We start from the raw sequence: 25,779 nt of genomic DNA, 5'->3' as shown, positions 1-25,779 counted from the left end.
TCCAGGGCGCGGTCGCTGTAGGTGTCCAGCAGGTGTCCCGATCCGGAGTTGTAGTGGCTGTCCAGCCCCTCGAAGAGGACCTTGACGTCGTTGATGGCCAGGTTCAGGCCCTTGGCTCCGGTGGGCGGCACAGTGTGTGCGGCATCCCCGGCGAGGAACAGGTTGCCGTGGCGCATGGGGGTGTGGACGAAGCTGCGGAACGGCAGGACCATCTTCTCGATGACCGGGCCCTCCTTGAGCTCGAAGCCGTTCCCGTTGACGCGGCTCCGGAATTCGGCCCAGATCCGGTCATCGTCCCACTCCGCCACGTTCTCCTTGGGATCACACTGGAAATACATCCGCTGGACCGTCTCCGTACGCTGGCTGATCAGGGCGAAGCCGTTGGCCGAGTTGGCGTAGATCAGTTCGTCGGAACTGCGGGGAGCCTCGGCCAGGATGCCGAACCATGCGAACGGGTACTCGTGGAAGTACCACTTGCGGTGGGCCTCCGGGATCTGGAACCGGCAGTGGCTGCGGGAGCCGTCGGCACCCACCAGGAAATCCGCCTGGATCTCGAATTCAACGCCTTCGGCGTCGGTAAAGCAGACCTTCGGGCTGCCTTCCAGGTCATGGACGGAGGTGTCGGTGACGCTGAAGCGGACGTCGCCGCCGTCGTCCTTCCTCCGCGCGGCGAGGTCGAGGAAGACGTCCGTCTGCGGGTAGAGCCAGACGGACTCGCCCACGAGGTCCTTGAAGTCGATGCGGTGGCTCTCGCCGTTGAACCGCAGTTCGATGCCATCGTGCCGGTCGCCCTCGCGCAGCACACGGTCCGAAACCCCGCTGTCCACCAGCAGATTCACAGTGCCGTGCTCCAGGATTCCGGCGCGGACGGTGTGGGCGATCTCCTCGTGGCTGCGGACCTCAATGACCGTTGACTCGATGCCTGCCTTCGCCAGGAGATGGGACAGCATCAGCCCTGCCGGACCGCCTCCCATGATGGCCACTTGGGTGGTGATGGTTTTTCGTGCCATGGCTGCGTCTCGCTTCGCTGCGGGTCCCGCCACGGGCGGCACCGGATCGTTTGTCTGCCATCAGTGTGGGGGAAGCCGGGTGACCGGCGTTACGGAAATTCCGTTGAATGGCTCAGGCGTCGGCAAGTTGCCGGGCGATGCCCCGGGCAGCCGTTTGCAGGGCCGGAACCAGTGCCTGCAGGCGCATCTCCTGCAGGGGCACCACGACACCCAGTGAGGCTACGGCCCGCTGCCGGCGGTCCAGCACGGGCACCGCTATTCCCCAGGTGCCCGCATCCACTACGCCTTTCAGTTGCGCAAAGCCCTGATGGGCGGCCTCGGCCAGCAGCGCCCGCACGTCGGCCGCAGCCAGCCTTCCCTCGGGATCGGTGAACTGGCCCAGGTACTCCTGCTGCATGGCCTTGTCCTGGTGGGCCATCAGTGCCAGTCCGGCGGACGAGATATGGATGGGCATCCTCCCCGCCACCTGGGCCCGGTTGGCCACCGAGCCGCGCCGTGACAGGCGCTCCACAAAGAGGGCCTCCCAGCCATCGAGCACTGCCAGGTTCACGTTTTGGTTCAGCACCTGCTGGATGTCCTCCATGAACGGCATGGCTGCCTGCCGGAGCGCCAGCGCCGGCGAGGCACGGTTCACCAGTTCCCACAGCCGGAGTCCAGGCCGCACCATCCCGCCCGGAGCAGTCTCCAGCAGTCCGTGACCTGCCAGCTGGCCCACCAGCCGGTGGGTAGTGGTCAGCGGAAGGCCTGCCCGGCTGGCAAGGTCAGACAACTGGAGGGCATTGACATCCTGGGGAAACGCGGAGATCAGCCGCACGATCCGGTCCACCACGGAGTCGCCCGAGCTCGAGTTTGCCACCGCCAGTCCTTCCGTTCACCGGAAGTCCAGCGTACCGCGCCCGGACGGAACTCGCGCGGGAAGGCGGTCAGGCCGTCGTCGAACCCTGCCTGAGGCGGCGCCACGCGCCGGGAGCCAGCACCACGGCAATGCCGACGGCGGCACCGATGACGGTTTCGATGATGCGGTCGCGCAGCAAGAGGGTTGGCGACGCCGGGACCACCAGCAGCGTTGACACCAGCGCCAGGGGCGTAACGAAAACCTGGGCCAGCAGGTACTGGCGGAGGATGAACATTTCGGCGCCGAACTGGCACAGCGCCATGACGAGCACGGTCTGCCAGGGTTGCAGGCCGAGCAGCAGGACGGCGGCCAGCACCGCGAGGCCCAGGACGGTGCCGATGATCCTTTGGATGCCCCGGCGGACCCGGTGCCGCGTGGAGTGGCCCACCAGGGGCACCACCGCCGCCACCATGGCCCAATAGTTGTGGCCGAATCCCAGGCGGCTGCCGGCCCATGTGGCCAGTGACCCGGCAAGTCCGGCGGCCACCAGGTAACCGAAGCCTTCAAGCCGGGCCGCACGCTTCTCTGCGGGGGTACGGCGGATCGGGGCCGGCCGGGTCCAGGGGGTCCGGTGGCTGGGAAGGATCCGGGCCGAGAAGCCGATGAGCAGGGCGAACACGGTGGTGAGGACGGCCACCAGCATCCCCTGCCACAGCGGCGGCTGGTTGGGAATGGAAGCGATGGCGGCAAAGGCGAAGATGTGGAAGAGGGACCCGGCGGGGCGAAGCCGCAACCAGGAGATAGCCACCGAGCAGGCCCCGGCAACCAGGGTGGTGGCCAGGACCAGCAGCCAGGTGGTGGTGGCGCGTTCAAGACCCCAGGCGGATTCCATTCGTGCGGCGAGCGCCGCCAGGAAGATCACCAGCAACATCAGCAGTCCGGCCCGCAACTGCAGCACGAACCGGACCGCGTGCGGCTCGCCGCGGCCGTAGATGCCCGTGAACGCCCCGAAGGACGCGAAGATTGCCAGGTCCAGCCGGCCCAGGAGCACCAAGGTAATCAGCGGCACGAACACACCGACAGCGCACCTCAAGGCAGGATGGTGGTCCTTGTTGCCGGGACCAATGCTGAACATCTCGGCAAACAACTTCACGTGGGCAGCGCCTTCCTTGGGGGTGGATTCTGACGGGCGGCCGCGCTGACGTTCCTGATAAATCCTACGGTGCGGGACCCGGAAGGCCCCTGGCACGTTCCCATGAATGGAATCAGGAGGCAACGCGGCGGAAACAGCACCCGGTGATGCTTGAGTCATGAAGCGCCCTCCGCACAACACGCCCGCGGCCGACCTGAGCTGCGAGGTCTGCGGCCGGATGCCCGAGCCGCCCAAGGCGCGGCTCACCGTTGCCAACGTGGCCGTAATGCTGCCCATCGAGCTGCTGGTCCACGCCCTGGTGGTGGAGACCCACCTTCCCTACGTGGCCAAGGTCCTGGTGCTGACCCTGACGGCCACAGTCCTGGTGATTTGGGTGGCCGAACCGTCGGCGGCGAGGATCCTGCGCAGCTGGCTCCATGCGCCGGCACTGCGGCACCGCCGCCAGCTGGCGGCGGCCCCGTCGCTGTGGCGGGCACGGACACTGCTGGCGGACCAGCCCGGTTCGCTGCAAAGGATGACCCGGGCACTGGCCCGGCTGGATGCCAACATCCTGGGCCTGCACGTGCACCCCGCCCCGGCCGGCGTCCTGGACGAGTTCGTCCTCGCGGTCCCGGGCGAGGTGGGCGAGCGCGAGCTGCTGGCAGCCCTGCACGACGGCGGCGGCAGCCGTCCGCACGTATGGCCCACCACGTCCCTGGCGATGGCGGACGGGCAGACGAAGGCGCTCAGCCTCGCGGCGCGGATCGCTGCCGCGCCGGACGAACTCCCCTTGGCGGTGGCCGAGCTGCTGCATGCGCAGATCCTGCCGCCACAGGACGCCGGGTCACCGGCCGACGACGGGACGCGCCTGAAGATCCCCACGGCCCGGCAGGGGCCCATCACCTTTTCCCGGCCGGGTGAGCCGTTCACTCCGGCCGAATCCGCACGGGCCCACCGCCTCGCCGAGCTGGCCGAAACCCTATCCCACCGCCCCGCGGGTTCCTCCCCCTAGTCGTCGAGACCATGCGGGCACCAGTCACAATCCGTTCGGAGGAGCCGCGGAACGCTGTCGGGCAAAAAACCCTTGACAGTGGCGGGAGTCACTTCTAGCTTTGTTTTTGGGATCCCAAATTGGGATCCCAAAATCGAATCCTCCCCATTCGTGAACTTCCCCGTGAAGGAGAAGCTGTGTCCGTCCCAAACACTGAAACAACGGCGCCATCCGCCGAATCCGCATCCCAAACCACCCAGCCCCGAAAGGACGGACTGCAACGGCGCAGCTCCGTCCGGTGGCGGCTCTTCCTGCTGCTCCTGGTCCTCGTGTCCGTCAACTACATCGACCGCGGCTCCATCTCCGTGGCCTTGCCCATCATCCAAAAGGAATTCAACCTCGCCCCCGAACTGGTGGGCCTGCTGCTGTCCGCCTTCTTCTGGACCTACGCCCTGATGCAGGTTCCCGTGGGCTGGCTGATCGACAAGTTCGGCCCGCGCAAGGTCATGACCGCCTCCTGCATCGGCTGGGGCGCGGCCACAGCAGCGTCCGGCATGGCCGGCGGTTTCCTGAGCATGTTCATCGCCCGGCTTGGAATCGGCGTCACCGAGGCCGGCGTCATGCCCGCCGGGGGCAAGCTCAACGCCATCTGGATGCACCGGTCCGAACGCGGCCGCGGCGCCACCATCCTGGACGCCGGCGCACCCCTGGGTGCCGGGCTTGGCGGCATCATCATTGCCGGCCTCATTGCCACCACCGGCAGCTGGCGCTGGTCCTTCGTGATCGCCGGCGCCGCCACCGTCCTCATGGGACTCGCCGTCTGGTGGTACGTCCGGGACAACCCCCGGGAACACCGTGCCGTCAACGAAGCCGAAGCATCCTACATCGAAGCCTCGCACGCCGCCGAGGACGCCGAAGCCACCCTGGACGGCAGCACGGGCAAACGCGGCCTCCTCCCCTACCTGAAGTTCCGCTCCTTCTGGGCCATGTGCCTGGGCTGGCTCGGATTCAACGGAGTCTTCTACGGCCTGCTGACCTGGGGGCCGCTGTACCTGGCCCAAGCCAAGGGCTTCGATCTGAAGACCATCGGCTGGTCCACCCTGGTGATCTTCGGCGCCGGGTTCGTCGGAGAAATCATCGGCGGCACCATCGCCGACAAATGGCGGGCCTCCGGCGCCTCCGCAAACCTGGTCATGCGCACCCTCCTGGGCATCTCCAGCGCCATCGTCGTAGCGGGTCTGGTAGGCGTCACCGTGGTCCCCGACGCCACCACCGCCGTCGTGCTGCTCTCCGTGGTCCTGTTCTTCCTGCGCTGGGTGGGCCTGTTCTGGAGCATTCCGTCCATCCTCGGCGGACGCACCAACGCCGGGGTCCTGGGCGGCGCCATGAACCTCAGTGGCAACATCTCCGGCTTCGTGACCCCCATCGTCGTCGGCCTGATCGTCGGGGCCACCGGCTCCTACACCTGGGCGCTGCTGTACTTTGTCGGTTCCGCGGTGATCATGGGCGCATCGGTCCTCACCCTGAACTACAACAAGCGGCTTCCTGTCTAAGCTGGCCCTCGCAGGGAAACTTGCAAACCACGCCCCCGCAGCCGGGAGCAGTGCCATACAAGAATCGAAAATGGAGCACCATGCTGACCGCAGAAGAGACCCAGGACAAGGACCGCCCCCTCCGCGAGACTGTCCGGGACACCCTCCGCACCCGCATTTTCGAAGGGCACTACGCTCCCGGCACGCGGCTGGTGGAACGCGACCTCGCCGCCGAATTCTCCGTGTCCCGCCTGCCGGTCCGCGAAGCCCTCCGCATGCTCCGGCAGGAAGGCCTCATCAGCGACCGCGGGGCCCGCGGGGCGGAAGTCAGCAGCCTCAGCCCCAAGGATGTTGAGGACCTCTTCGATGTCCGCCAGTCCCTCGAGGTGCTGGCCTGCCGGCTCGCCGCGCGCCGCGCCACCGCTGAAGACCTGGCCTACCTTAAGGGGCTGCTGGACAACGCAGAGGCTTTCCTTGCCAAGGGCGCGGTGATGGAAGCGCACCGCTCCAACAGCGAGTTCCACGACGCCATCACCGGGATTGCGGACAACAACTTCCTCAAATCGGCCCTGGAACCCCTGCAGGGCCGGATGCACTGGCTGTTCCGGCACGTCAGCGACCTGCCCGAACTGATCCGCGAACACCGGGAGCTCTACGCCGCCATTGCCAGCGGCGACCCCGACCGGGCGGCCGCCCAATCCGCCTCCCACATCGGAAAGTACCGGGAACAGTTCCCCGATGACTTCCAGAAAACCGAACCAGAATTCCACCGGAAGAGAAAATGAAACTCCTGGTCATCAACCCCAACATCAGCGCCGACGTCACGGCCCTGATCGAATCCGAGGCGCACCGCTCCGCAGCCCCTGGCACCGAACTGCTGGTGCGGACCGCCGGCCACGGCGTCGAATACATCGAAACCCGGTTCGAAGCCCTCATCGCCGCCGGGGCCGTCGCCGAAATCGTCGCCGAGCACACCCGCCCCGGCGCGGACCCGGTTGACGCCATCGTGGTGGCAGCCTTCGGCGACCCCGGCATGCCCGCCTTGAAGGAATTGGCGGACGTCCCGGTCATCGGCATCACCGAGGCCGCACTCTGCGCGGCGGCGCTGCAGGGCCACCGCTTCTCCATCATCGCCATCTCGGACCGGATCAAGCCCTGGTACCGCGAGTGCGTGGAACGCTTCGGGCTCGCCGGCCGGCTGGCCTCCATCCGTTCCATCAACGACTCCCTCACCAGCATCGGCTCGGTCCAGCAGGACTTCAAGGAAACCCTGCTGGCACTTAGCCGGCAGGCCGTGGCGGAGGACGGCGCCGACGTCGTCATCCTCGCCGGCGCCCCGCTGGCAGGACTCGCCCGCGACCTCAAGGGGCAGATCCCCGTGCCGGTGGTTGACGGCATCTCCGCCGGGATCCGCATGGCCGAGGCGGTGGCCGGGCTGCAGTCCGGATCGCACCGCGCCGGCGCGTTCGCCCCTCCCCCGGCGAAAGACCGAAAAGGCCTCTCCGGCAGCCTGGACGCAGCCCTTGCGGCCCGCCAGGAGCACGCCGGCGCGCCCCAGCCTGCCGCCTAAAGCCAGACACCATACCCACAAGGAGGACACCGATGTCCCACCAGCCAGAACTCGTCATTGCCAACGCCACAATCGTCAACAGCCATGGCCGCCAGGCCGCCCACATCGTGGTGCAGGAGGGCCGCATCGCCGCCCTCATCGACGTTGACCAGCCGGTCCCCGCCGCCGGCCGCACCATCGACGCCGCCGGCAAACTTGTCATCCCCGGCGGCGTTGACGGACACTGCCACGTCGCCCAGGTCACCGGACGCTTCCGTACCCTTGACGACTTCCGGACCACGTCCACCGCGGCACTGTGGGGCGGTACCACCACCATCATCGACTTCGGCATCCCCCGGGACGCCCAGGAGACCCCGCTCGCCGCCGCCCTGCACAAGAAGGAACTCGCCACCGAATCCCGGTGCGACGTCGCCCTCCACGGCGCGGTGGTCGCCTGGGACGAAACCATCCCTTGGCAGCTGGAGCAGCTTGCCGCCGAGGGCGTCCGCTCAGTGAAGATGTACACCACCAACCGCGGCACCACCATGGCTGACGGGGACACCATCCTGAAGGTCATGCGGGAGCTGGTCCGGCTGGACGGCCTGGCCTACATCCACGCCGAACACGATCCCATCATCGCCGACTGCACCGAACAGCACGCCCAGGACGGCCGGATTGGGATCGAACACCTGCACCGGACACGTCCTGAGCTGGCCGAGGAGATCTCGGTGAAGGAAACCCTGGCCATGGCCGAATACACCGGCGCACCCGTGTACTTTGTCCATCAATCCACGCCCGGGGCCGTGGACCTGGTGAGCGAAGCCCGCTCCCGGGGACTGGAGACGTTCTCCGAGACCTGCCCGCACTACGTCACCTTGGACGACACTGTCTACGCGTCCGCCTTCCCGGAATGGTTCGCCTGCTGCCCGCCCATGCGCAGCCCGGAAACCGTGGCCGCGCTCAAGGAGCGGCTGGCGTCCGGGGCCATCCACACCATGTCCTCCGACCACTCCTGCTACGACCTGTCCCAGAAGCGCGAGCGCACCGATGACGTGCGCGCCATGCCGCACGGGCTGCCCGGCGTGGAGACCCGGATGCCGGTGACGTTCACCGCGATGACCTCCGCCGGTGCCTCCGTGGAGCAGTTCGTCGAGGCCTTCGCGGCCGGCGCCGCCCGCATCAACGCGCTCCCCGGCAAAGGCCGCATCGCCGAGGGGTTCGACGCCGACCTGGTGGTTTTCGACCCCGCCGAGGAACGGACGGTGGATGGCACCGCCTTGCACATGGGGACGGATTTCTCGCCCTTCGACGGGAAGGCACTCACCGGCTGGCCCGCCGTCGTGGTTTCCAACGGCCGGGTGGTGCTGGACGCGGACGGTTTCCACGATCCCGGCCCCGCAGGCCGGTTCATCACCCGCAACGGCTTCCGCGAGCACCAGTCCCTTTCCGCCGGCGCGGCACACGCCGCCGCCGCCCTCTAGGAGTTCCCATGCCTGCATCCACACGTCCCCGCCGGATCGGCATGATCGTGCCGTCCTCCAACACCTGCCTGGAGCCGCAGACCTACCGGATCCTCGGTGGCCGCAGCGACGTCACGGTCCACTTCACCCGCATTCCCGTCACCCGGATCGCCCTGGACGACTCCGCCAACCGCCAGTTCGACCCCGCCGTCATGCGGGAGGCCGCACGGCTGCTGGCGACGGCGGACGTGGACGTCATCGCCTGGAACGGCACCTCGGGGTCGTGGCTGGGTTCGGCGCACGACCGGGAGCTGGCGGCGGAAATTACCGGCGCCACGGGCGTCCCGGCCACCACCTCCACGCTGGCCTACCTTGAGGCGTTCCGCGCCTTCGGCACTGAACGGATCGGCCTGTTCACGCCGTATACGAGCGATGTGAACCACCAGGTCATCGCCTCCTACGAGCGCGAAGGCATTAAGACCGTGGACCACCGGGCGCTCGGGCTCAGCGACAACGAGTCGTTCGCCAGGGTCACGGACGCGGAGATGCTGCCGGGATCGCGGGAACTCGCCGCCGCCGCGCCCGACGCCCTGGTGTACCTGTGCACCAACCTCTACGGCGCCAATATCACCGCCGAGATCGAGGAGAGCACCGGCGTCCCGGTCCTTGACTCCGTGGCGGTCACCCTCTGGCACGCCCTGAAACTGGCGGGTGCTCCGCTGCTGGACCCGCGCTGGGGCAGGCTCCTGGCCTAGCCGGCCTGCCCCGCCGGGCGCTTACATCCGCAGGGTCAGGGCTCCGGGCTCGATGCTCATCAGCACGTGCTTGCCCTCACCCTCGTGGTCCCCGTCCAGTTGGTAGTCGTCCTTGTGCTCCAGGGTGATCTCAACCGTCTTGCCCTGGAAATACTCCACCGCCGTATCCCGGTTCCGGCCCTTGCCGATGATGCCGGCCAGCACGGACAGCCAGCCGAGCTTGCCGTGGTGGGGTGCCAGGACCGCGATGTCCAGCAGGCCGTCGTCGATCTTGGCGTCGGGGAAGATCTCCACGCCGCCCTGGACCTTGCCGCAGTTGCCCACCATCACGCTGCGCACGCCGCGGTGCATCACGGTCTTGCCGTCAATCGCCAAGGTGGCCTTCACGGGCTTTCCGGGCAGGTTCCGGATGCCGGCGTCCACGTAGGCCAGCCACCCCACCTTGTCCTTGAGGTCCTCGTTGGTGTCGCCCATGATGGTGGCGTCGTAGCCCAGGCCCGCCATGACCAGGAAGAGCTGGTCCTGGTCCGGATCGCTCCGCTTGGCGCGGACCACGTCGATCTTCCGTTCGGCGCCGGTCAGGGCGCCGGCCATGGCGCCGTCGTAATCGGTCACGTCCATGCCCAGGTTGCGTGCCAGCAGGTTCCCGGTCCCCAGGGGGAGCAGGCCCATGGGCGTATCACCGCCGGCCAGGACCTCGGCGACGCAGCGCACGGTACCGTCGCCGCCGGCCGCGATGACGAGGTCCGCCCCTTGAGCCAGGGCTTCCTTTGCCTGCCCGACGCCGGGGTCCTCCTTGGTGGTCTCCAGCCAGATGGGCTCGCCCCAGCCGTTCTCGACGCAGTGCTTGGCCACCAGGCCGCGCACATCGAAGTCCACCGGCTTGGCAGGATTGACAATGATGGCGGCACGTTTGGGCGAAGTGGAGCTGGTGTCAGTCATGGCGTCCTCTGGTGGGGTGGAAAGCAAGCAGGCTGTTGAGAGAAGAGTAACCCGAAGCGGCTGCAGTTCCGCGCCTACAGTGCCTTGACGGCGCCCAGCACCTGGGCCAGGGACTCCTTGGCGTCGCCGAACAGCAGGGACGTCTGCGGCTCGAACAGGAGTTCATTCTCGATGCCGGCGAACCCCGGGCGCATGGAACGCTTCAGGAACACCACCTGCCGCGCTTCCGCCACCTCCAGGATGGGCATCCCGTAGATCGGCGACCCGGAGGATGTCTTGGCCGCCGGGTTGACCACGTCATTGGCACCCACCACCAGGGCGACGTCGGTGGTCTTGAACTCCGGGTTGATCTCGCCCATTTCCTTGAGCGATTCGTAGGGAACGTTGGCTTCCGCCAGCAGCACGTTCATGTGGCCGGGCATGCGGCCGGCCACCGGGTGGATGGCGAAGTCCACCTGGATGCCCCGGGCTTCCAGGGCCAGCGCCAGTTCGGCAGCGGTGTGCTGCCCCTGCGCCACGGCCAGGCCGTAGCCGGGAACAATGATCACGCGCTGGGCGTACCCCAGCAGGACCGCCACGTCCTCCGGCGAGGAGGACCGGACCGGACGCTCGCTCACTGCCGTGGATCCCGCCGTCGACCCTCCGCGGAAGGCGCCAAACAGGATGCCCGCGACGCTCCGGCCCATGGCCGCCGCCATGGCGCGGGTGAGGATGGTGCCCGAGGCGCCCACCAGCGTGCCGGCCACCACCAGCAGGACGTTGCCGAGCACCACGCCGGACGCCGCGACGGCCAGGCCGGTGAAGGCGTTGAGCAGCGAGATGACGATGGGCACGTCCGCGCCGCCCACGGGCAGGACCAGCAGGACGCCCGCGGCCAGGCCCAGGACCAGCAGCAGGACCGCAAGGGGCAGCGACCCGGAAACGACGACGGCGACGCCGGAGGCCACCGCCGCCAGCAGCACCACCGACATCACCACGGGCAGCCCGTAGAACACCACGGGCCGGGTGGTCATCAGCTCCTGCAGCTTGGCGAACGTGATGCCCGAGCCGGCGAACGAAACGGCCCCCACCAGGAGCGTGAAAACGATGGCCACGCGGACCCACGGTTCCCCCGCATGGCCCAGCTCGAGGAGGGCCACCAGCGCGGCAGCGCCGCCCCCCACCCCGTTGAACAGGGCCACCAGCTGCGGCATCTGCGTCATCCTGACCCGCCGCGCCACGGGAGCGGCGACGGCGGAGCCCACCACGATCGCGCCCAGGATCCACGGGATGTTCTCGAGCCGGGCGGACAGGAAGACGGTCACGACGGCGATCACAGCACCCAGGGCGCCCACCAGGTTTCCGCGGCGGGCGGTGCGCGGCGAGCTCAGACCGCGCAGCGCCAGGATGAAGAAGACCGCTGCGGCCAGGTACAGCAGGGCGGTCCAGACGGGATCGAGGATGCTCATTTGCTGCCGCCCTTGGCTTGCCCGGCATCCTTCTTCGCATGGAACATGTGCAGCATCCGGTCCGTCACCACGAACCCGCCCACCAGGTTCGCGGTGGCGAGGACCACCGCGAGCAGTGCCACCGCCAGGACCCACGGGTCCGCCGCCTGGCCGGCCACGATGATGGCACCCACCAGGATGATCCCGTGGATGGCATTCGCGCCGGACATCAGCGGCGTGTGGAGGGTGCTGGAGACCTTGGACACCACCTCGAAGCCGACGAACACTGCCAGTACGGTAATGGTCAGCAGGGCTGTCCCGTCCATCAGAGTGCTCCGTCCTGCCGGGCCGTGGCGGCTGCGCCGGTCCGTGCGGCCAGCAGTGCGGCGGTGGGCTGGTGCCGCACCACGCCGCCGTGGGTCAGGCAGGCTCCGGCCACCACTTCGTCGTCGAAATCCAGGGCCAGCGCGCCGTCCCGCACCATCAGGGCCAGCAGGTTGGCCACGTTCTTGGCGTACAGGCGGGAGGCGTCGGACGCCATCGCGGAGGCCGGGTCCTTCAGGCCCACCAGGGTAATCTGCCCGGACCCGTCCGCGGTGGGGATAGGGATGTCCTGGCCGGGCACGGATCCCTCCACGTTTCCGCCGGACTCCGCGGCGAGGTCGACGACGACCGATCCGGGGCGCATGCCCTGCACCATCTCGCGGGTCACCAGGAGGGGCGCGGGACGGCCCGGGACGGCCGCCGTCGTGATCAAAACGTCCGATTGGGCGACGTGCGGGGCCAGCAGCTGGCGCTGCCTGGTGCCGGCATCGGAGCTCAGCTGCCGCGCGTAGCCGCCGGCCGCTTCCGCGGTTTCAAGGTCCAGCCGGATGAAGGTGCCGCCCATGGAAGCCACCTCGTCAGCAGAGGCGGGCCGGATGTCGTTGGCGAACACCCGCGCCCCCAGCCGCTTTGCCGTTCCGATGGCCTGCAGTCCGGCCACGCCCGCGCCGAGGACCAGGACGCGCGCCGGCGGGATGGTCCCGGCGGCGGTCATGTACAGCGGGAAGAACCGTGGCAGCCGGATGGCCGCTTCGAGCACGCAGCGGTAGCCGGCCACCAGCGCCTGCGAGGTCAACGCATCCATGGACTGGGCCCGGGAAATGCGGGGCACCAGCTCCAGGGCGAAGGAGGTGACGCCGTTGTCCGCGAGCGCCTGCACCGTGGGCAGTTCGGACGACGGCGACCCGAGCCCCACAGCCACCGCTTCCCGTTTCAAGGCGGCAGCGGTGTCCGGGTCCAGCGGTCGGACGTGGGCCAGGATGTCGAGGGCGCCGTGGTCCAGTTCCGCGACGATCTCCGCGCCCGCCTGCCGGTAGTCATGGTCGGAGTGGCCCGCGGCTGTCCCGGCCCCGGTTTCGAGCAGGACGTCCAGGCCCATTCCGGTCAACTGCCTGACGGTGTCGGGGGTGGCGGCCACGCGCCGCTCGCCCTCCCGGCGTTCCCGCGGAATGCCCAGTTTCACCCGCTGCCTCCTCTTCCTGAAGGGCGTGGCAGCGGCTCTGCTGCACGCAGTTGGCTTGAGTCTAGAGCCCTGCGCGCCGCGGCGGGAGTAGGGTGGCCGGCTTGGATGGCAAACAGTTACCTCGCGGCAGCGCCCGCCGACCCGCCGTAATCCAGGGCGATCCGCCGCGCGGCTTCCAGCAGCTCGGGGAGGACTGTCGCCTCGATGTCCTGGGCTGCGGCTCGGTGCGTCTGCATTCACCCCGCTGCGTGAACTCGGCAACCCGGTCAGGTAGACCCCGGACTGCCCGGACCCGCAGCGAAAAGCGAGGCCGACGACGGGACGCAACTCCCGCCGTCGGCCTTACCTTTGCGGGCCGGACGCCCTACTGGCCGGCAGCACCGGTGGGCGCGGCGGTTGGCGCGGCAGCACCGTTGTTGCCGTTGCGGCGGCCCTGGCCGGGCGTTTGGGTGCCGGGGGTGTCGCCGGCACCGGCCCCGGCACGGCCGTTGGTTCCCTGGAAGTTGCCCACGTTTGTCCGGCCGGCCCGGGCGCCGAGGTCAAGCTGCTTCTGCACCATCGAGCCGCCGAAGAATCCGGCCACCACCAGCAGTACGCAGACCAGGACTTTCGTGGTACGGCCTGGCGTGTACCGCTTCCTGGGAATGAAGGGTTCGTCGTCGGCGGGGACTTCGGCCGGCTGGTCCCGGAACGGCCCGTGGTCCTCGCCGGGGGCGGTCAGGGGAACGGGCAGCGCTTCGGTGGCTGCGTCGGTGTCCGGGGTGTATGGGCTGGAGCTGTTCACGGGTTTCCTATTCATAGCGGAGGGCATCGATGGGCCGCAGCTTCGCGGCCTTGTTGGCGGGGTAGACCCCAAAAACCAGTCCAATGACGGCTGACACCGCCAGGGACAGCCAGACTGTCCAGGCCTGCACCTCGGGCTGGACGCCGAGCACGGGGAACGCGCTGCCCGCGAAGCCGACGGCGATCCCGGCGACCCCGCCGATGACCGAAATCACCAGGGATTCGATCAGGAACTGCGTCACGATACTGCCCCGGGACGCGCCGATGGCCTTCCTGATGCCGATCTCCCGGGTCCGTTCCGTCACGGTGACCAGCATGATGTTCATGACGCCGATGCCGCCGACCAGGAGGCTGATGGCAGCCACCGCGCCCAGCAGGATGGTCAGTGTTTGGGTGGTGTTGGTGGCGGTGGTGAGTATCTGCGCCTGGTTGCGGACCTGGTAGTCCCGGTTGGTGGAGTCGACGTGGTGGCGGGCGTCCAGGATCATCTGGATCTCGTTTTGGGCTTGGTTCATGACGTCCGCGGAGGCCGCCTGCACCGTAATGGACGCGAGGGTGGGCGCATAGCCGGTGAACTTGTTCTGCGCGGCGGAGAACGGCACCACCACGATGTCGTCGGGATCGTTCAGGCCGGTGGACCCCTTGACCGCGAGCACGCCGGACACCGTGAAATTTTGGCCGTTCAGCTGGATGGTCTGGCCCACCGCGGAACCGGTGGTGGCGCCGAAGAGATCACTGGCCACCGTATTTCCGATGACGGCCACCGGGTTCCCTGCCTGCTGGTCGGCTTCGGTGAAGGACGCCCCGGACGCCATGGCGCTGTTGGTGATATCGAAGTACGAGGACGTGGTCCCGAGGAAGCTGGCAACGGAGTGGGTGGCGCTGGTGTACGTTGCCGTGACGCCCTGCGCCTGGACGATCGGCGCCGTGCGGGCCACATCGGGGGCCAGGACTGCATCCGTGAGGGCGTGCTCGTCCTCGAGGGTGAGGTTGGTGCTGCGTGTACGGCTTGCCCCGGCCTGGCCGCCGGTGCTGCGGCCGCCCGCGCTGGTGGACCGGCTGACGGTGAGGACGTTGGTGCCCAGCTTGCCGATCTGGGCTTTGATGTTGTTGCTTGTCCCCGCACCGACCGCGAGCAGGATGATGACGGCGGCGATGCCGATCAGGATCCCCAGCGTGGTGAGGACGGAACGCATTTTGTTGGCGGCCACCCCGGAGAGGGCGAAGCGCGCCGATTCGAGGAGGTTCACGGCGCCACCGCGAAGGTTCCCGCGGGCACCGGCTGCTGCCTGACATCGGAGACGATCCGGCCGTCCTGCATACGCACCACCCTGCCGGCCCGCTCGGCGACATCCATTTCGTGCGTGATCATCACGATGGTCCGCCCGCTGGCGTGCAGGTTCCCGAAAAGGTCCAGGATCTCGGCCGAGGACCGCGAGTCCAGCGCCCCCGTGGGCTCATCGGCCAGCAGGAGGACGGGGTTGGTCACCAAGGCCCTCGCAATGGCCACGCGCTGCTGCTGGCCGCCGGAGAGCTGCGACGGCTTGTGGCCGGCGCGGCTGGACAACCCCACGGTATCGAGCATGGCCAGTGCGCGGCTGCGCCGCTCGTGGCGTCCCACCTTGGCGTAGGCGAGCGGCATGGCCACATTGTCCACCGCCCGGGTCCTGGAGATCAGGTTGAAGTTCTGGAACACGAAGCCGATCTTGCGGTTGCGGATCTGGGCCTGCTGGTACTCGTCCAGTTCCCGGGTATTGATGCCGTCCAGGTGGTAGCTTCCGGTGCTGGGCGCGTCGAGGCAGCCGATGATGTTCATCATCGTGGACTTCCCGGAACCCGAGGCTCCGATGATGGCCACGAAGTCGCCCCGCTCGATCGCGATGTCCACGGCGTCCAGCGCGCGCACCTCTGCCTCACCCTTGCCGTAGACCTTGCTGACGCCGGACAGTTCGATGACGGCTGCCACGGTCACTGGCCGCCGTTCCGGGTGCCGCCGCCGCGGGTGCCCGCGCCGCCCAGGCCGCCGGCGCCGAATCCGCCTCCGGTGGAGGTGCTGCCGCTGTCAAGCGTGCCGGAAATAGCCGGAAGCTCCACCTGATCCCCGTCGGCCAGACCGGTCAGGACCTGGGTGCGCCCGTTGGCGCTGATCCCGGTGGTGACCGTCACCGGCGTCGGGGTGCCGTTCTTGAGGACGTTGACCGTTTGCCGGTTCCCCGTGGTGGTGATGGCGAGGCTGGGCACCACCAGGGCGTCGTCGGCCGTGGCGGTGGTGACCGAAATGTTGGCGCTCTGGCCCAGGCGCAGTCCGGCAGGCGGGTTGGCGATGGAGACCGTCACCGGATAGGTGACCACGCCGTTGGTGGTGCTTGAAGTCTGGGCTATGGAAACCACCTTGCCGGTGACGGGTGGGGCGGCAGGATCCTGGGCCAGGGCGGGGAAGGTGAACTGGGCCGTCTGGTCCGGCTTCATGCTGGTGACATCGGACTCGGAGAACCCGGCCACCACCTGCAGGTGGCCGGTGTCGCTGATGGTGACCAGGCCACTGCCGGAGCTTGACCCGGCGGAGGACGCTGCCCCGGAGGACGCGGACGTGGCCGCTCCGGTGCCCCCGCTGGCGGCGGACCCTGACGACGCTGCCGGGGACCCCGAGGAGGATCCCGTCAGCGCACCGGCCGTTGCGGTGACCGACGTGACGGTTCCGGTCACCGGCGAGGTCAGGTTGCACGCGGCGAGGTTCGCTTTGTCCGTCTCGACGGCGAGCTGGGCACTGGTGACATTGGTCCCCCCTGCCGAGGCCGCCGCGTTTTGGGCATTGCCCAGGGCAGTGGTGGCGGAGGCAACCTGCTGCTTGTCCTTGAGCTGTGTGGAGGCGGCTTGGTTCTGCGCCTGGGTCAGCGCGGCCTGGTCCTTGGCCAGCTGGTTCTGGGCCGCCGCCACAGGGTCCGTCCAGTTGGCAGGCTTCGGGGTGGGGGCGGGCACTGCCTGGGAGGCGGTCACGGCAGCGTTGTCGGCATCCACGGCTTTCTGGGCCGCGGCCACCGCAGCGGACTGCTGGGAGGAGTCCAGGCCGGCGGACTGCTGGGCGTTCACCAGGCTCTGGTTCGCCGATGCCACCTGCCCGGCGGCGGATACCTGCTGCTGGTTGGCCTGTGCCGTCACCGAATCCAGCTGGGCTTGGGCCGCGTTCAGGGCGTTCTGGGCGTTGGTGGGATCAATGGACACGAGCAACTGCCCGGCAGTCACCTGCTGGCCCAATGTCGCTGCCACCGATTGGATCACGCCGCTGCAGTTCTGGGCGCTGACCACCGTGGCGGTTTGCGGGGCGACATTGCCCGAGGCTGTGGCCACCGAAGAAATGGCCGCCTTGCCCACCGTTACCGTGCGCGCGGCCGCCGACGGGGTGGTGGAGCCAGCCGCCGTGGCCGTGAGGTAGGTGCCTGCGCCGAGGGCGAGAATGACGGCGCCCAGGCCCAGGTTGATAACAAGGGATTTTGAGGTCATGGCTGGACCTTAAAAGGGGCACCTGAAGAAATGCCGTGAAAATGGTGGGAGCGGGGCGCTGGGGACCTTTTGTGTCGTCCCGCTCCGGGAGCGGCTGTGTGAGAATAGGCGGGATTTACACATCACACATTTTGGGGGACCCATGTCAGAGCGCGCAGATTTCGATTCCACACCGTCCGGCCGGGAGGGTGGGCATGGAGCTCGCCTACCGCAGTACGGCCAGACATCTTCCGACGCGTGGGTACCTCCTGCGGAGCATTTTCAGCCCCCGCTCCCGCAACCGGCCGCACGGGAAGATGTGGTGCGCGGGGCTGTCCATGCCCTTGCGGCCGTACCCGTTGGCGTAGTGGCGTGGCTGGTGCTGTGGAACATGGGCTGGGTGGCCTCCATCGTCGCGCTCATCGCCGCTTCCCTGGCTGCCCGGTTGTACGTCCTCGGAACAGGAGGACTGATCAGCCGGCGGGGCGTTTGGGTTGTTGCGGTCGTGACCGTTGGGACCGTGCTGCTGGCGTTTTGGGGCGGCATGCTGGTAGACGCGGCGAAGTTCCTTGGCGGCGGCTCTCCGCTGACAATGCTGGCGGATGCCGAAACCTGGGACCTCCTGTTCTTCAACCTGGCCACCAACCGCGAACTCGTTGACGGGTACGGCGGCGATTTCCTGATGGCCCTGCTGTTCAGCGGGCTGGGCTGCTTTTTTACACTCCGCCGGCTGTTCGCACAGACCCGGACCAGCTAATGCCCTGTTAACCCGCGGGTTAACCGCGGGCGGTGAGATCGGCGGAAATGAGTTTCGCCGTCGCCACGATTTCGCGTGCCACGGAAGCCAGGTAGGCGTCCCGGTCCGGTTTGGCGTCCACCGACTGGGCCTGCAGGGACACGTTGACCGCAGCGACCACCTTGGAACCGTCATAGACGGGGGCAGCCACGGACATCAGGCCCAGCTCAAGCTCCTGGTCCAGCAGGCACCAGCCTTGGGCCCGGACGGTCTCCAGCACGGCCAGCAACTCCGGGACGCTGCCCAGGGCGCGGCGGGTGAGCGGCTTGACCTCGGCCGCCGCCAGGTAGGCCTTGAGGTCCGACGCCGGCAGGTGCGCCAGCAGGACGCGGCCCATCGACGTGGCGTACGCCGGGAAGCGGGTGCCCACCGTGATGCCGATGTTCATGATGCGGCGGGTGGTCACCCGGGCGATGTAGGCAATGTCCGTACCGTCCAGCACCGCGGCGGAGGTGGACTCGCCCAGCTTCAGGGAGAGCTCCTCGAGGTGCGGCTGGGCCAGCTGCGGCAGTGACAGCCCGGAAAGGTACGCGTATCCCAGCTGGAGCACCTTGGCCGTCAGCGCGAACGTCTTCCCGTCGGTCCGCACGTAGCCCAGCTCCACCAGGGTGTGCAGGAACCTGCGAGCGGTGGCCCGGGTCAGGCCGGTGCGGGACGCGACCTCGGTGAGCGTCATGACGGGACGCTCGGCGTCGAAGGCGCGGATCACGGCCAGGCCGCGGGCCAGCGACTGGACGTACTGGTCGCTGGCCTGCGGTGTGGCCTGGGTGTCTGTGCGGACGGCGTCGGTCATGGTTCCCAATCCTAGGGCTGTCCTCAGGCAGCCGCGGCCTTGAGGGGGACGGGGAGGAGTTCCTGGAGTTGTTCGAGGGTGCAGCCGAAGGTTTCGCGGACGGTGACGCCCTCGGGGCCGGTGAGGAAGACGCCCTTGTCGGTGTAGACGCGGGTGACGCAGCCGACGCCGGTGACCGGGTAGGTGCAGGCCTCGACGATTTTGGAGGCGCCATCGCGGGTGAGGAGGGTCATCATAACGAAGACGTCCTTCGCGCCGGTGGCCAGGTCCATGGCGCCGCCGACGGCGGGGATTGCCCCGGGTGCCCCGGTGTGCCAGTTGGCGAGGTCACCGGTGGCCGAGACCTGGAAGGCGCCCAGGACGCAGATGTCCAGGTGCCCGCCGCGCATGATCGCGAAGGAATCGGCGTGGTGGAAGTACGAGGCGCCGGGCAGTTCGGTGACCGGGATCTTGCCCGCGTTGATGAGGTCCTCGTCAATCTCCCCGCCCGTGGCTTCGGGTCCCATGCCGAGCATCCCGTTCTCGGTGTGGAGGGTGATGTTCTGTTCCTCGGTGAGGTAGTTGGACACCAGGGTGGGCTGGCCGATCCCGAGGTTCACGAACGAGCCCGGGGCGATGTCGCGGGCCACGAGCCGGGCCAGGTCATCACGGCCCAGGGGCGTCTCGGACGTCTTGATGCTGGTTTCGGTGAGGCTCATCTCAGGCCACCTTTTCTGCTGCGCTGCCGCTGCGGGCAACTCTTACCACGGTGTTGACGTAAATGCCGGGGGTGACCACGTTTTCCGGGTCCAGCCCGCCGGTGGGGACAATCTCGGAGACCTGGACGATGGTGTGCTTCGCCGCCGCGGCCATGATGGGGCCGAAGTTCCGGGCCGTCTTCCGGTACACCAAGTTGCCCTTCCCGTCCGCCTTCAGCGCCTTGATCAGGGCCACATCGGCGTGGATGGGGGTCTCGAAGACCTGCCCGCGGCCGTCAATGATCCGGGTTTCCTTACCCTCGGCCAGCATGGTGCCGTACCCGGTGGGCGTGAAGAACCCGCCGATCCCGGCCCCGGCGGCACGGATGCGTTCGGCCAGGTTGCCCTGCGGCACCAACTCCAGCTCAATCTCCCCGGCCTTGTACTTGGCATCGAAGTGCCACGAATCAGACTGCCGCGGGAAGGAGCAGATCATCTTCCGCACCCGGCCTTCCTTGATGAGCAGAGCCAAGCCCTGGTCGCCCTGGCCGGCGTTGTTGTTCACCACGGTCAGGTCCGTGGCCCCGCACTCCAGCAGCGCATCGATCAGTTCGAACGGCTGCCCGGCGTTGCCGAACCCGCCGATCATCACGGTGGAACCGTCCTTGATCCCGGCCACGGCCTCCTGGACCGAATCAACAAAAGTCAGCATTACTGGTCCTTTCCAGCGGTCACGTTCTCAAGTATCACGGCCAGGCCCTGGCCCACGCCGATGCAGATCGCGGCCACACCCCAGCGTTCGCCGGAGGCCTGCAGGGACCGGGCCAGGGTGCCCAGGATCCGGGTGCCGGAAGCACCCAGCGGGTGGCCCATGGCGATCGCCCCACCGTGCCGGTTCACGATTCCGGGGTCAATCCCCCAGGCATTGATGCAGGCCAGGGACTGCGCAGCAAAGGCTTCGTTAAGTTCGACGGCGCCCACCTGGTCCCAGCCGATCCCCGCCTTCGCGAGGGCCTTGTTCGCCGCCTCCACCGGGGCGTAGCCGAAGAACTGCGGATCATTGGCGTGCGCGCCGCGGCCCGCGATCCGGGCCAGCGGGTCCAGCCCCAGCAGCCCGGCGGCCGCCTCGGACCCGATCCAGGCCGCGGAGGCGCCGTCGGACAGCGGGGATGCGTTCCCCGCAGTGACCGTGCCGTCCTCTGCCCGGAACACCGTCTTCAACCCGGCAAGTTTCTCGGCCGACGAACCGGCGCGGATCCCTTCGTCCCGCACCAGGTCCGTCCCGGGCACCGGGGCGACCAGGTTGTCATAAAACCCCTCATCCCAGGCCGCGGCGGAGAGATTGTGCGAGGCAGCGGCGAACTCGTCCTGCGCCTCGCGGGTCACCCCGTACTTTTCGCGCAGCCGCTCGGTGGCCTCACCCAGGGAGATGGTCCACTCCTTGGGCATGGCCTTGTTCACCAGCCGCCACCCGAGGGTGGTGGAGGCCAGGGTCATGTCCCCGGCCGGGTAGGGCTTTTCCGTCTTGGGCAGCACCCACGGGGCACGGGACATCGACTCGGCCCCGCCCACGAGCATCAGGTCGGCGTCGCCGGCGTTGATTTGGCGGGACGCGATGATCGCCGCGTCCAGGGATGAACCGCAGAGCCTGTTGACCGTTGTGCCCGGGATGGACACCGGCAGCCCGGCCAGGAGGGTTCCCATCCGGGCGATGTTGCGGTTTTCCTCGCCCGCGCCGTTGGCGTTGCCGAACACCACCTCATCAATCCGCTCGGGATCAAGCCCGGGTGCCCGCTTCACGGATTCCTTGATCACGTGCGCGGCAAGGTCATCCGGCCGGACCCCGGCGAGGCCGGAACCGAACTTGCCGAAGGGGGTGCGCACGGCGTCGTACACAAATGCCTGGTTCATGACGGGGCGTCCATTTCTTTGAAGACCTGCTGGGCAGTCTTGAAGGCGGTATTGGCGGAGGGAACTCCGCAATAGATGGCGGTCTGCAGCAAAATTTCCTTGATTTCGTCCCTGCTGAGGCCGTTCCGAAGGGCGGCGCGGATGTGCATTGCCAGCTCCTCCCAGTGCCCGTGGGCCACCATGGCGGTGATGGTGACTGCGGAACGCATCTGCCGGGACAGTCCGGGCCGGGTCCAGATGCCGCCCCAGGCGATCCGGGTGATCATGTCCTGGAAGTCGTTGGTGAACTCATCTTTGTTGGCGTTGGCCCGGTCCACGTGCGCGTCGCCGAGCACTTCGCGCCGGACCACCATGCCGCCGTCGTAAATTTCCTGGCTGGTGGCCCCGGGCTGGACCACGCCGTGGCGCTCCAGGCCGGCGCGCTCGGCGGCGCTCATTTGGCGGCCTCCCTTGATTCGGCCCAGCTGATCAGGCGGCGCATCAGGTCGGCCACGTGGGCGGGGGCTTCCGCGGGAGCGAGGTGCGAGATGCCATCCACCGTCACGGCGGTGGCAGTGCCGCCCCCGGCGGTGATGCCGGTGGCCACTTCGTCCGCCATGTCCGGCGTGGCCACGGCGTCCAGCGCACCGGCAATGACCTGGGTGGGGACGGATATGCCGCCGAGTTCACCGCGCACGTCGAAGGCTGCCAGAGCTTCGCAGCAGAAAGCGTAGCTGAAGCGGTCGGCATCGCGCAGTGAATGCAGGAGCCGGCTGCTGAACTCCGGTTCGCGGTCCATGAAGCCGGGGGCGAACCACCGTTGGGCGGAGCCCTGGATCATCACGGGCGTGCCCTGGGTGCGGACCGTTTCGGCGCGCTCCAGCCAGCCTTCGGTGGTGCCGATCTTCGCGCCGCTGTTCTGTACGGAGAGGCTCTTGAGCCGTTCACCGTGCTGGATCCCGAGCTGCAGGCCCACCGCGCCGCCCAGGGAGACACCCGCGTAGTGGAACGCCTCGTCCGGGGCGATGGAATCCACCAGGTTCACGACGGCGTCAGCCAGGGCAGCGACGTCGAAGGGTTCCGTTGCGGCCGGTGAGACGCCGTGCCCGGGCAGGTCCCAGGCCACCACGTCGTAGTCGTTGCCGAGCAGGGACGCCGCCCGGTTCCAGAGGATGGATGATGTGCCCAGGGAAGGACCGACCACCAGCAGGGGGTGGTCACCCAAGGGTCGCTGGGGTGAGAGCAGCGCTGCTTTGACGGCCGGTTTAGCCACGGGAAGCTCCGTTCGCGTTGGGGGAAACATGGTCTGGGAAAGATGCCAGGATGCGGCAGGCAATCTCCGCCGCCTGGCCAAGGTAGCTGGCGGGGTCCAGAAGCTCTTCCAGCCTTGCGTCAGGAACGACGGCGGCGGGAACGGCTTCGCGGAGCAGCTTCCGGTAGGTGCCGGCCTGCCCAGCGGGGGGCGCCTGCAGCGTTTGGTCCACCACGTCCTGCAGTTGCTGCTTGCCGCTTCGGCCGTCCTTCTCCTCCAGCAGCGGAGCCACGGCAGCGTTCACGCCCTCGGCCAGCAGCAGCGGTCCGGCAAGGTCCAGGTTGCGGCGCATGGCGTCCGGGAAAACCCGCAGCCCTTCGGCAAGTTCGCGGATATGGCCGGCGGCCCCGAGGGTAAGGGCCAGCAGCTGCCGGAGAGCCGGCCACTCGGTGTGCCAGGCCCCGTCCGGGCGTTCGTCGTTGAAGGTGGCGGCGGCCAGGTGCAGCTGGGCAGCCAGTTGCGGTGCCTGCAGCGCGGCGCTGCGGACCAGGACGGACAGCACGGGGTTCTGTTTTTGCGGCATGGCGGAGGACACGCCGCGGCCGGCGGCCCGCGGCTCGGCCAGCTCGGCTACTTCCGGACGGCTCAGGAACAGGACGTCCGCGGCGATCTTGCCAAAGGCGTCCAGCACGGACGCCAGGGCGTGCCCCAGGGACGTGACGGCCAGGCGGTTGGTGTGCCAGGGAGCCGGCGCGGGGGCCAGGCCGAGCTGGGCTGCCAGGGCATCGGCCAAGGTAAACGGGGTGGCGGTGGAGCCCTCCGTCAGCACTGTTCCGGCAGCAAGCGTTCCCGCCGCCCCGCCGAACTGGACCGGGAACTCCAGGCCTTCCAGCTGCCGGCCTGCGGCGGCCACGCCCTGGAACCACTGCGCGGCCCGGAGCCCGAAGGTATACGGAAGCGAATGCTGCGCCAGGCTCCTGCCCACGCACAGCGTCTGCGCATGCTGCTCCGCCAGGGCGGCGAGCGCCGCCGCGGTGCCTTTCAGGTCGGCCAGCACGGCATGGACGGTGTTGCGGGCCACCAGCATCAGGGCGGTATCCAGCACGTCCTGGCTGGTCAGGGAGGTATGGACGGCTTTCCCGGCACCAATCCCGGCGCTGTCCAGCGCGGCCACCTTCTTCCGGAGGTCCGCCACCAGCGGAATGACCGGGTTGCCGCCGCCCTGGGCACGCAGCGCGATGTCGGCAAGGTCGTATCGCCCTGCCTCGGCAGCGGAAGCCACGACGGCGGCAGAACCGCCAGGTGCCAGGCCGGCCCGTTGCAGTACGGCTGCCCAGCCCGATTCGACGGCGAGGATCGCCGCCAGCACTGCCCGGTCCCCCGTCAGCGCCGCCACCAACGGTGACGCTGATACGGGACTGAGCAGGCCGGCGTCGGCCTCTTCCGCGAAGGCGCGCAGATCTCCCGGGGCGGCGTTGGTCACTGGAAGTCCAGGAAGACCGTCTCGCCCTCGCCCTGGAGGCGGATGTCCCAGGTGAGGCCGCCGTCAGGGTCGCGGCGGGCGATGAGCGTCTTGCGGCGCTCCGGATCCAGCGAGCTGAGCAGGGGGTCCTTGGCCAGCGCCTCGGCGTCCTCAGGCAGGTAGATGCGGGTGAACAGCCGGTTGGTCAGGCCGCGGGCAAAGAGCGCCACGGAGATGAACGGCGCCGCGCCCGGTTTGGTAGGACCGGGGTTGACCGTGGTGAACGTGAAAACGCCGGAGTTGCCCACGGCGCCGCGGCCCCACCCGGTGAAGGTGTAGCCGTCACGGACAAGGGAACCGGTGCGCTGGACGACGTTGCCCTTGGCATCGGGCTGCCAGATTTCCAGGATGGCGTCCGGGACGGTGTGGCCGGCACCGTCGTAAACGGTGCCCTGGAGGCGGATGGACCCGGGCGAGCCGGGTGCCAGGAGCTCGTTGTCCTTCTCGAACGGAAGCGCATAGCCATAGAAGGGGCCAACGGTCTGGCCCGGGGTGGGAACAAGTTTGGTGTTCATTTTCCTACTCTCCTGCCTCGTCACTACTGTCGCCTGCTGTACCGAAAGCTTCGTTTTCGGTCCAGGTCCGCTTGGGCCCGGTCAGGACGATGTCCCAGTTGTACCCCAGCGCCCATTCGGGCTCGGTGAGGCTGTGGTCGTAGGTGGCCACCAGGCGGTCGCGGGCGTCCTGGTCCACGATGGTCTGGTAGATCGGGTCCAGCGGGAAGAGCTGGTCGCCTGGGAAGTACATCTGGGTGATGATGCGCTGGGTGAACTCGGTGCCGAACAGCGAGAAGTGGATGTGCGCCGGGCGCCACGCGTTCAGGTGGTTCTTCCAGGGGTAGGCACCGGGCTTGATGGTGACGAACCGGTACGAGCCGTCCGGGCCCGTGATGCAGCGGCCGATGCCCGTGAAGTTGGGGTCGATCGGGGCCGGGTGCTGGTCACGCTTGTGGATGTACCGGCCTGAGGAGTTGGCCTGCCAGATCTCCACCAGCTGTCCCGCCACCGGACGGCCCTCGCCGTCCAGGACCTTGCCGGAGACGATGATCCGCTCACCCAGGGGTTCGCCGTTGTGCTGGATGGTCAGGTCGGACTCCAGGGCGTGCACGTCCTGGTGCCCGAAGGCCGGCGAGTAGAGCTCAATGGTTTCGGGGTCGGCGTGCTGCAGGCTCTTGGTGGGGTGGCGCAGGATGCTGCTGCGGTACGGCGGGTAGTCCAGCCGCGGCTGGGTTTCCGGCTGGGCGCCGTCCTTCAATGCCTGCTGGTATGCCTCGCCGATGGCGTTGATCTCTGCGCTGAGGTCCGCCTGCGATTCGATGGCCTTGTCCAGTGGCTGGTGGGCAGCCTTCGGTTCGGCCGGGGGCACGAGTTCCTCCGACTCCAGCTCCGCGGTGATGTCTTCCGGCATGGCTGGCTCCTTTCTCATCTGTTGGGTTTGCAGTGTCTG

Annotated in this window: 27 protein-coding genes; 7 read left to right on the top strand and 20 right to left on the bottom strand. The window is 68.3% G+C overall.

Features of this window, described 5'->3' with window-relative positions:
- The 3 genes from C563_RS0115195 to C563_RS0115185 all read right to left on the bottom strand — a co-directional run.
- A partial coding sequence (locus C563_RS0115195) for a 4-hydroxybenzoate 3-monooxygenase (protein WP_018762926.1) occupies window positions 1-1,010 on the bottom strand: 1,010 nt, incomplete at its 3' end.
- Window positions 1,011-1,122: 112 nt separating this feature from the next.
- A complete protein-coding gene (locus C563_RS0115190; protein WP_018762925.1) occupies window positions 1,123-1,866 on the bottom strand; it encodes an IclR family transcriptional regulator in 744 nt (247 codons plus the stop codon).
- A gap of 67 nt (window positions 1,867-1,933) precedes the next feature.
- Complete coding sequence (locus tag C563_RS0115185) at window positions 1,934-2,998, bottom strand: FUSC family protein (protein ID WP_018762924.1); 1,065 nt, start codon at window positions 2,996-2,998, stop codon at window positions 1,934-1,936.
- Between the two features lie 157 nt (window positions 2,999-3,155).
- Between C563_RS0115185 and C563_RS0115180 the strand changes: the two genes are divergently transcribed.
- The 6 genes from C563_RS0115180 to C563_RS0115155 all read left to right on the top strand — a co-directional run bounded on the left by C563_RS0115180 (window position 3,156) and on the right by C563_RS0115155 (window position 9,264).
- Complete coding sequence (locus tag C563_RS0115180) at window positions 3,156-3,989, top strand: amino acid-binding protein (RefSeq protein ID WP_018762923.1); 834 nt, start codon at window positions 3,156-3,158, stop codon at window positions 3,987-3,989.
- A gap of 176 nt (window positions 3,990-4,165) precedes the next feature.
- Window positions 4,166-5,521 (top strand): MFS transporter, encoded by a 1,356-nt coding sequence (locus C563_RS0115175; RefSeq protein ID WP_018762922.1) that lies wholly within the window; start codon window positions 4,166-4,168, stop codon window positions 5,519-5,521.
- Between the two features lie 80 nt (window positions 5,522-5,601).
- Window positions 5,602-6,285, top strand: coding sequence for a GntR family transcriptional regulator (locus C563_RS0115170; RefSeq protein WP_018762921.1), 684 nt, complete (start codon window positions 5,602-5,604; stop codon window positions 6,283-6,285).
- The gene (locus C563_RS0115165; RefSeq protein WP_018762920.1) at window positions 6,282-7,070 is read left to right on the top strand and encodes an aspartate/glutamate racemase family protein; all 789 of its coding nucleotides are present in this window, start codon (window positions 6,282-6,284) and stop codon (window positions 7,068-7,070) included. Before C563_RS0115170 ends, C563_RS0115165 begins: the two co-directional genes overlap by 4 nt.
- A 32-nt stretch (window positions 7,071-7,102) precedes the next feature.
- Window positions 7,103-8,530, top strand: a complete 1,428-nt coding sequence (locus tag C563_RS0115160; protein ID WP_018762919.1) for an amidohydrolase family protein — start codon at window positions 7,103-7,105, stop codon at window positions 8,528-8,530.
- An 8-nt stretch (window positions 8,531-8,538) separates the two neighbouring features.
- Window positions 8,539-9,264 carry a maleate cis-trans isomerase family protein gene (locus C563_RS0115155; RefSeq protein WP_018762918.1) on the top strand — a complete coding sequence of 242 codons (726 nt, stop codon included), beginning with the start codon at window positions 8,539-8,541 and terminating at the stop codon, window positions 9,262-9,264.
- A gap of 21 nt (window positions 9,265-9,285) precedes the next feature.
- Here the strand turns inward: C563_RS0115155 and C563_RS0115150 are convergent, their stop codons facing one another.
- The 8 genes from C563_RS0115150 to C563_RS21940 form a co-directional block, all read right to left on the bottom strand.
- Window positions 9,286-10,206 carry a diacylglycerol/lipid kinase family protein gene (locus tag C563_RS0115150; RefSeq protein WP_018762917.1) on the bottom strand — a complete coding sequence of 307 codons (921 nt, stop codon included), beginning with the start codon at window positions 10,204-10,206 and terminating at the stop codon, window positions 9,286-9,288.
- A gap of 74 nt (window positions 10,207-10,280) precedes the next feature.
- The gene (locus tag C563_RS0115145; RefSeq protein WP_018762916.1) at window positions 10,281-11,654 is read right to left on the bottom strand and encodes an NAD(P)(+) transhydrogenase (Re/Si-specific) subunit beta; all 1,374 of its coding nucleotides are present in this window, start codon (window positions 11,652-11,654) and stop codon (window positions 10,281-10,283) included.
- Complete coding sequence (locus tag C563_RS0115140; protein WP_018762915.1) at window positions 11,651-11,959, bottom strand: NAD(P) transhydrogenase subunit alpha; 309 nt, start codon at window positions 11,957-11,959, stop codon at window positions 11,651-11,653. The genes C563_RS0115145 and C563_RS0115140 overlap by 4 nt, the downstream gene beginning before the upstream one ends.
- Entirely contained in the window at window positions 11,959-13,140 is a 1,182-nt protein-coding gene (locus tag C563_RS0115135; RefSeq protein ID WP_018762914.1) for a Re/Si-specific NAD(P)(+) transhydrogenase subunit alpha, read from the bottom strand. Before C563_RS0115135 ends, C563_RS0115140 begins: the two co-directional genes overlap by 1 nt.
- A 364-nt stretch (window positions 13,141-13,504) precedes the next feature.
- On the bottom strand, window positions 13,505-13,924 hold the full coding sequence (locus C563_RS0115125; protein WP_018762912.1) for a hypothetical protein: 420 nt from the start codon (window positions 13,922-13,924) through the stop codon (window positions 13,505-13,507).
- A gap of 7 nt (window positions 13,925-13,931) precedes the next feature.
- Window positions 13,932-15,173 carry an ABC transporter permease gene (locus C563_RS0115120; protein WP_018762911.1) on the bottom strand — a complete coding sequence of 414 codons (1,242 nt, stop codon included), beginning with the start codon at window positions 15,171-15,173 and terminating at the stop codon, window positions 13,932-13,934.
- A complete protein-coding gene (locus tag C563_RS21450; protein WP_018762910.1) occupies window positions 15,170-15,895 on the bottom strand; it encodes an ABC transporter ATP-binding protein in 726 nt (241 codons plus the stop codon). Before C563_RS21450 ends, C563_RS0115120 begins: the two co-directional genes overlap by 4 nt.
- Entirely contained in the window at window positions 15,892-17,424 is a 1,533-nt protein-coding gene (locus C563_RS21940) for an efflux RND transporter periplasmic adaptor subunit (RefSeq protein WP_018762909.1), read from the bottom strand. Before C563_RS21940 ends, C563_RS21450 begins: the two co-directional genes overlap by 4 nt.
- Window positions 17,425-17,725: 301 nt before the next feature.
- Here C563_RS21940 and C563_RS0115105 point away from each other — a divergent pair, with 301 nt between their 5' ends.
- Window positions 17,726-18,160 carry a hypothetical protein gene (locus C563_RS0115105; protein WP_018762908.1) on the top strand — a complete coding sequence of 145 codons (435 nt, stop codon included), beginning with the start codon at window positions 17,726-17,728 and terminating at the stop codon, window positions 18,158-18,160.
- Window positions 18,161-18,179: 19 nt separating this feature from the next.
- Here C563_RS0115105 and C563_RS0115100 read toward each other — a convergent pair whose 3' ends face one another.
- From C563_RS0115100 to pcaH, 9 genes are read right to left on the bottom strand one after another with little or no spacing between them, the layout of a single operon-like run.
- Entirely contained in the window at window positions 18,180-18,992 is an 813-nt protein-coding gene (locus C563_RS0115100; protein WP_018762907.1) for an IclR family transcriptional regulator domain-containing protein, read from the bottom strand.
- Window positions 18,993-19,015: 23 nt separating this feature from the next.
- Window positions 19,016-19,690, bottom strand: coding sequence for a 3-oxoacid CoA-transferase subunit B (locus tag C563_RS0115095; RefSeq protein ID WP_018762906.1), 675 nt, complete (start codon window positions 19,688-19,690; stop codon window positions 19,016-19,018).
- A gap of 1 nt (window position 19,691) precedes the next feature.
- Window positions 19,692-20,381 carry a 3-oxoacid CoA-transferase subunit A gene (locus C563_RS0115090; RefSeq protein ID WP_018762905.1) on the bottom strand — a complete coding sequence of 230 codons (690 nt, stop codon included), beginning with the start codon at window positions 20,379-20,381 and terminating at the stop codon, window positions 19,692-19,694.
- Window positions 20,381-21,580: a thiolase family protein gene (locus C563_RS0115085; protein WP_018762904.1), complete on the bottom strand. Its 1,200-nt coding sequence runs from the start codon at window positions 21,578-21,580 to the stop codon at window positions 20,381-20,383. Before C563_RS0115085 ends, C563_RS0115090 begins: the two co-directional genes overlap by 1 nt.
- Window positions 21,577-22,017, bottom strand: coding sequence for a 4-carboxymuconolactone decarboxylase (gene pcaC, locus C563_RS0115080; protein WP_018762903.1), 441 nt, complete (start codon window positions 22,015-22,017; stop codon window positions 21,577-21,579). Before pcaC ends, C563_RS0115085 begins: the two co-directional genes overlap by 4 nt.
- On the bottom strand, window positions 22,014-22,832 hold the full coding sequence (locus C563_RS0115075; protein ID WP_018762902.1) for an alpha/beta fold hydrolase: 819 nt from the start codon (window positions 22,830-22,832) through the stop codon (window positions 22,014-22,016). Before C563_RS0115075 ends, pcaC begins: the two co-directional genes overlap by 4 nt.
- Window positions 22,825-24,294 (bottom strand): lyase family protein, encoded by a 1,470-nt coding sequence (locus C563_RS0115070; protein WP_018762901.1) that lies wholly within the window; start codon window positions 24,292-24,294, stop codon window positions 22,825-22,827. Before C563_RS0115070 ends, C563_RS0115075 begins: the two co-directional genes overlap by 8 nt.
- Window positions 24,291-24,848: a protocatechuate 3,4-dioxygenase subunit alpha gene (pcaG, locus tag C563_RS0115065; RefSeq protein ID WP_018762900.1), complete on the bottom strand. Its 558-nt coding sequence runs from the start codon at window positions 24,846-24,848 to the stop codon at window positions 24,291-24,293. The genes C563_RS0115070 and pcaG overlap by 4 nt, the downstream gene beginning before the upstream one ends.
- Window positions 24,849-24,852: 4 nt before the next feature.
- On the bottom strand, window positions 24,853-25,740 hold the full coding sequence (pcaH, locus tag C563_RS0115060; protein ID WP_018762899.1) for a protocatechuate 3,4-dioxygenase subunit beta: 888 nt from the start codon (window positions 25,738-25,740) through the stop codon (window positions 24,853-24,855).
- Window positions 25,741-25,779: the final 39 nt, after the last annotated feature.

The sequence above is a fragment of the Arthrobacter sp. 135MFCol5.1 genome (assembly GCF_000374865.1).
Classification (GTDB): domain Bacteria; phylum Actinomycetota; class Actinomycetes; order Actinomycetales; family Micrococcaceae; genus Arthrobacter.
This window is presented reverse-complemented; position numbering and strand designations above follow the sequence as displayed.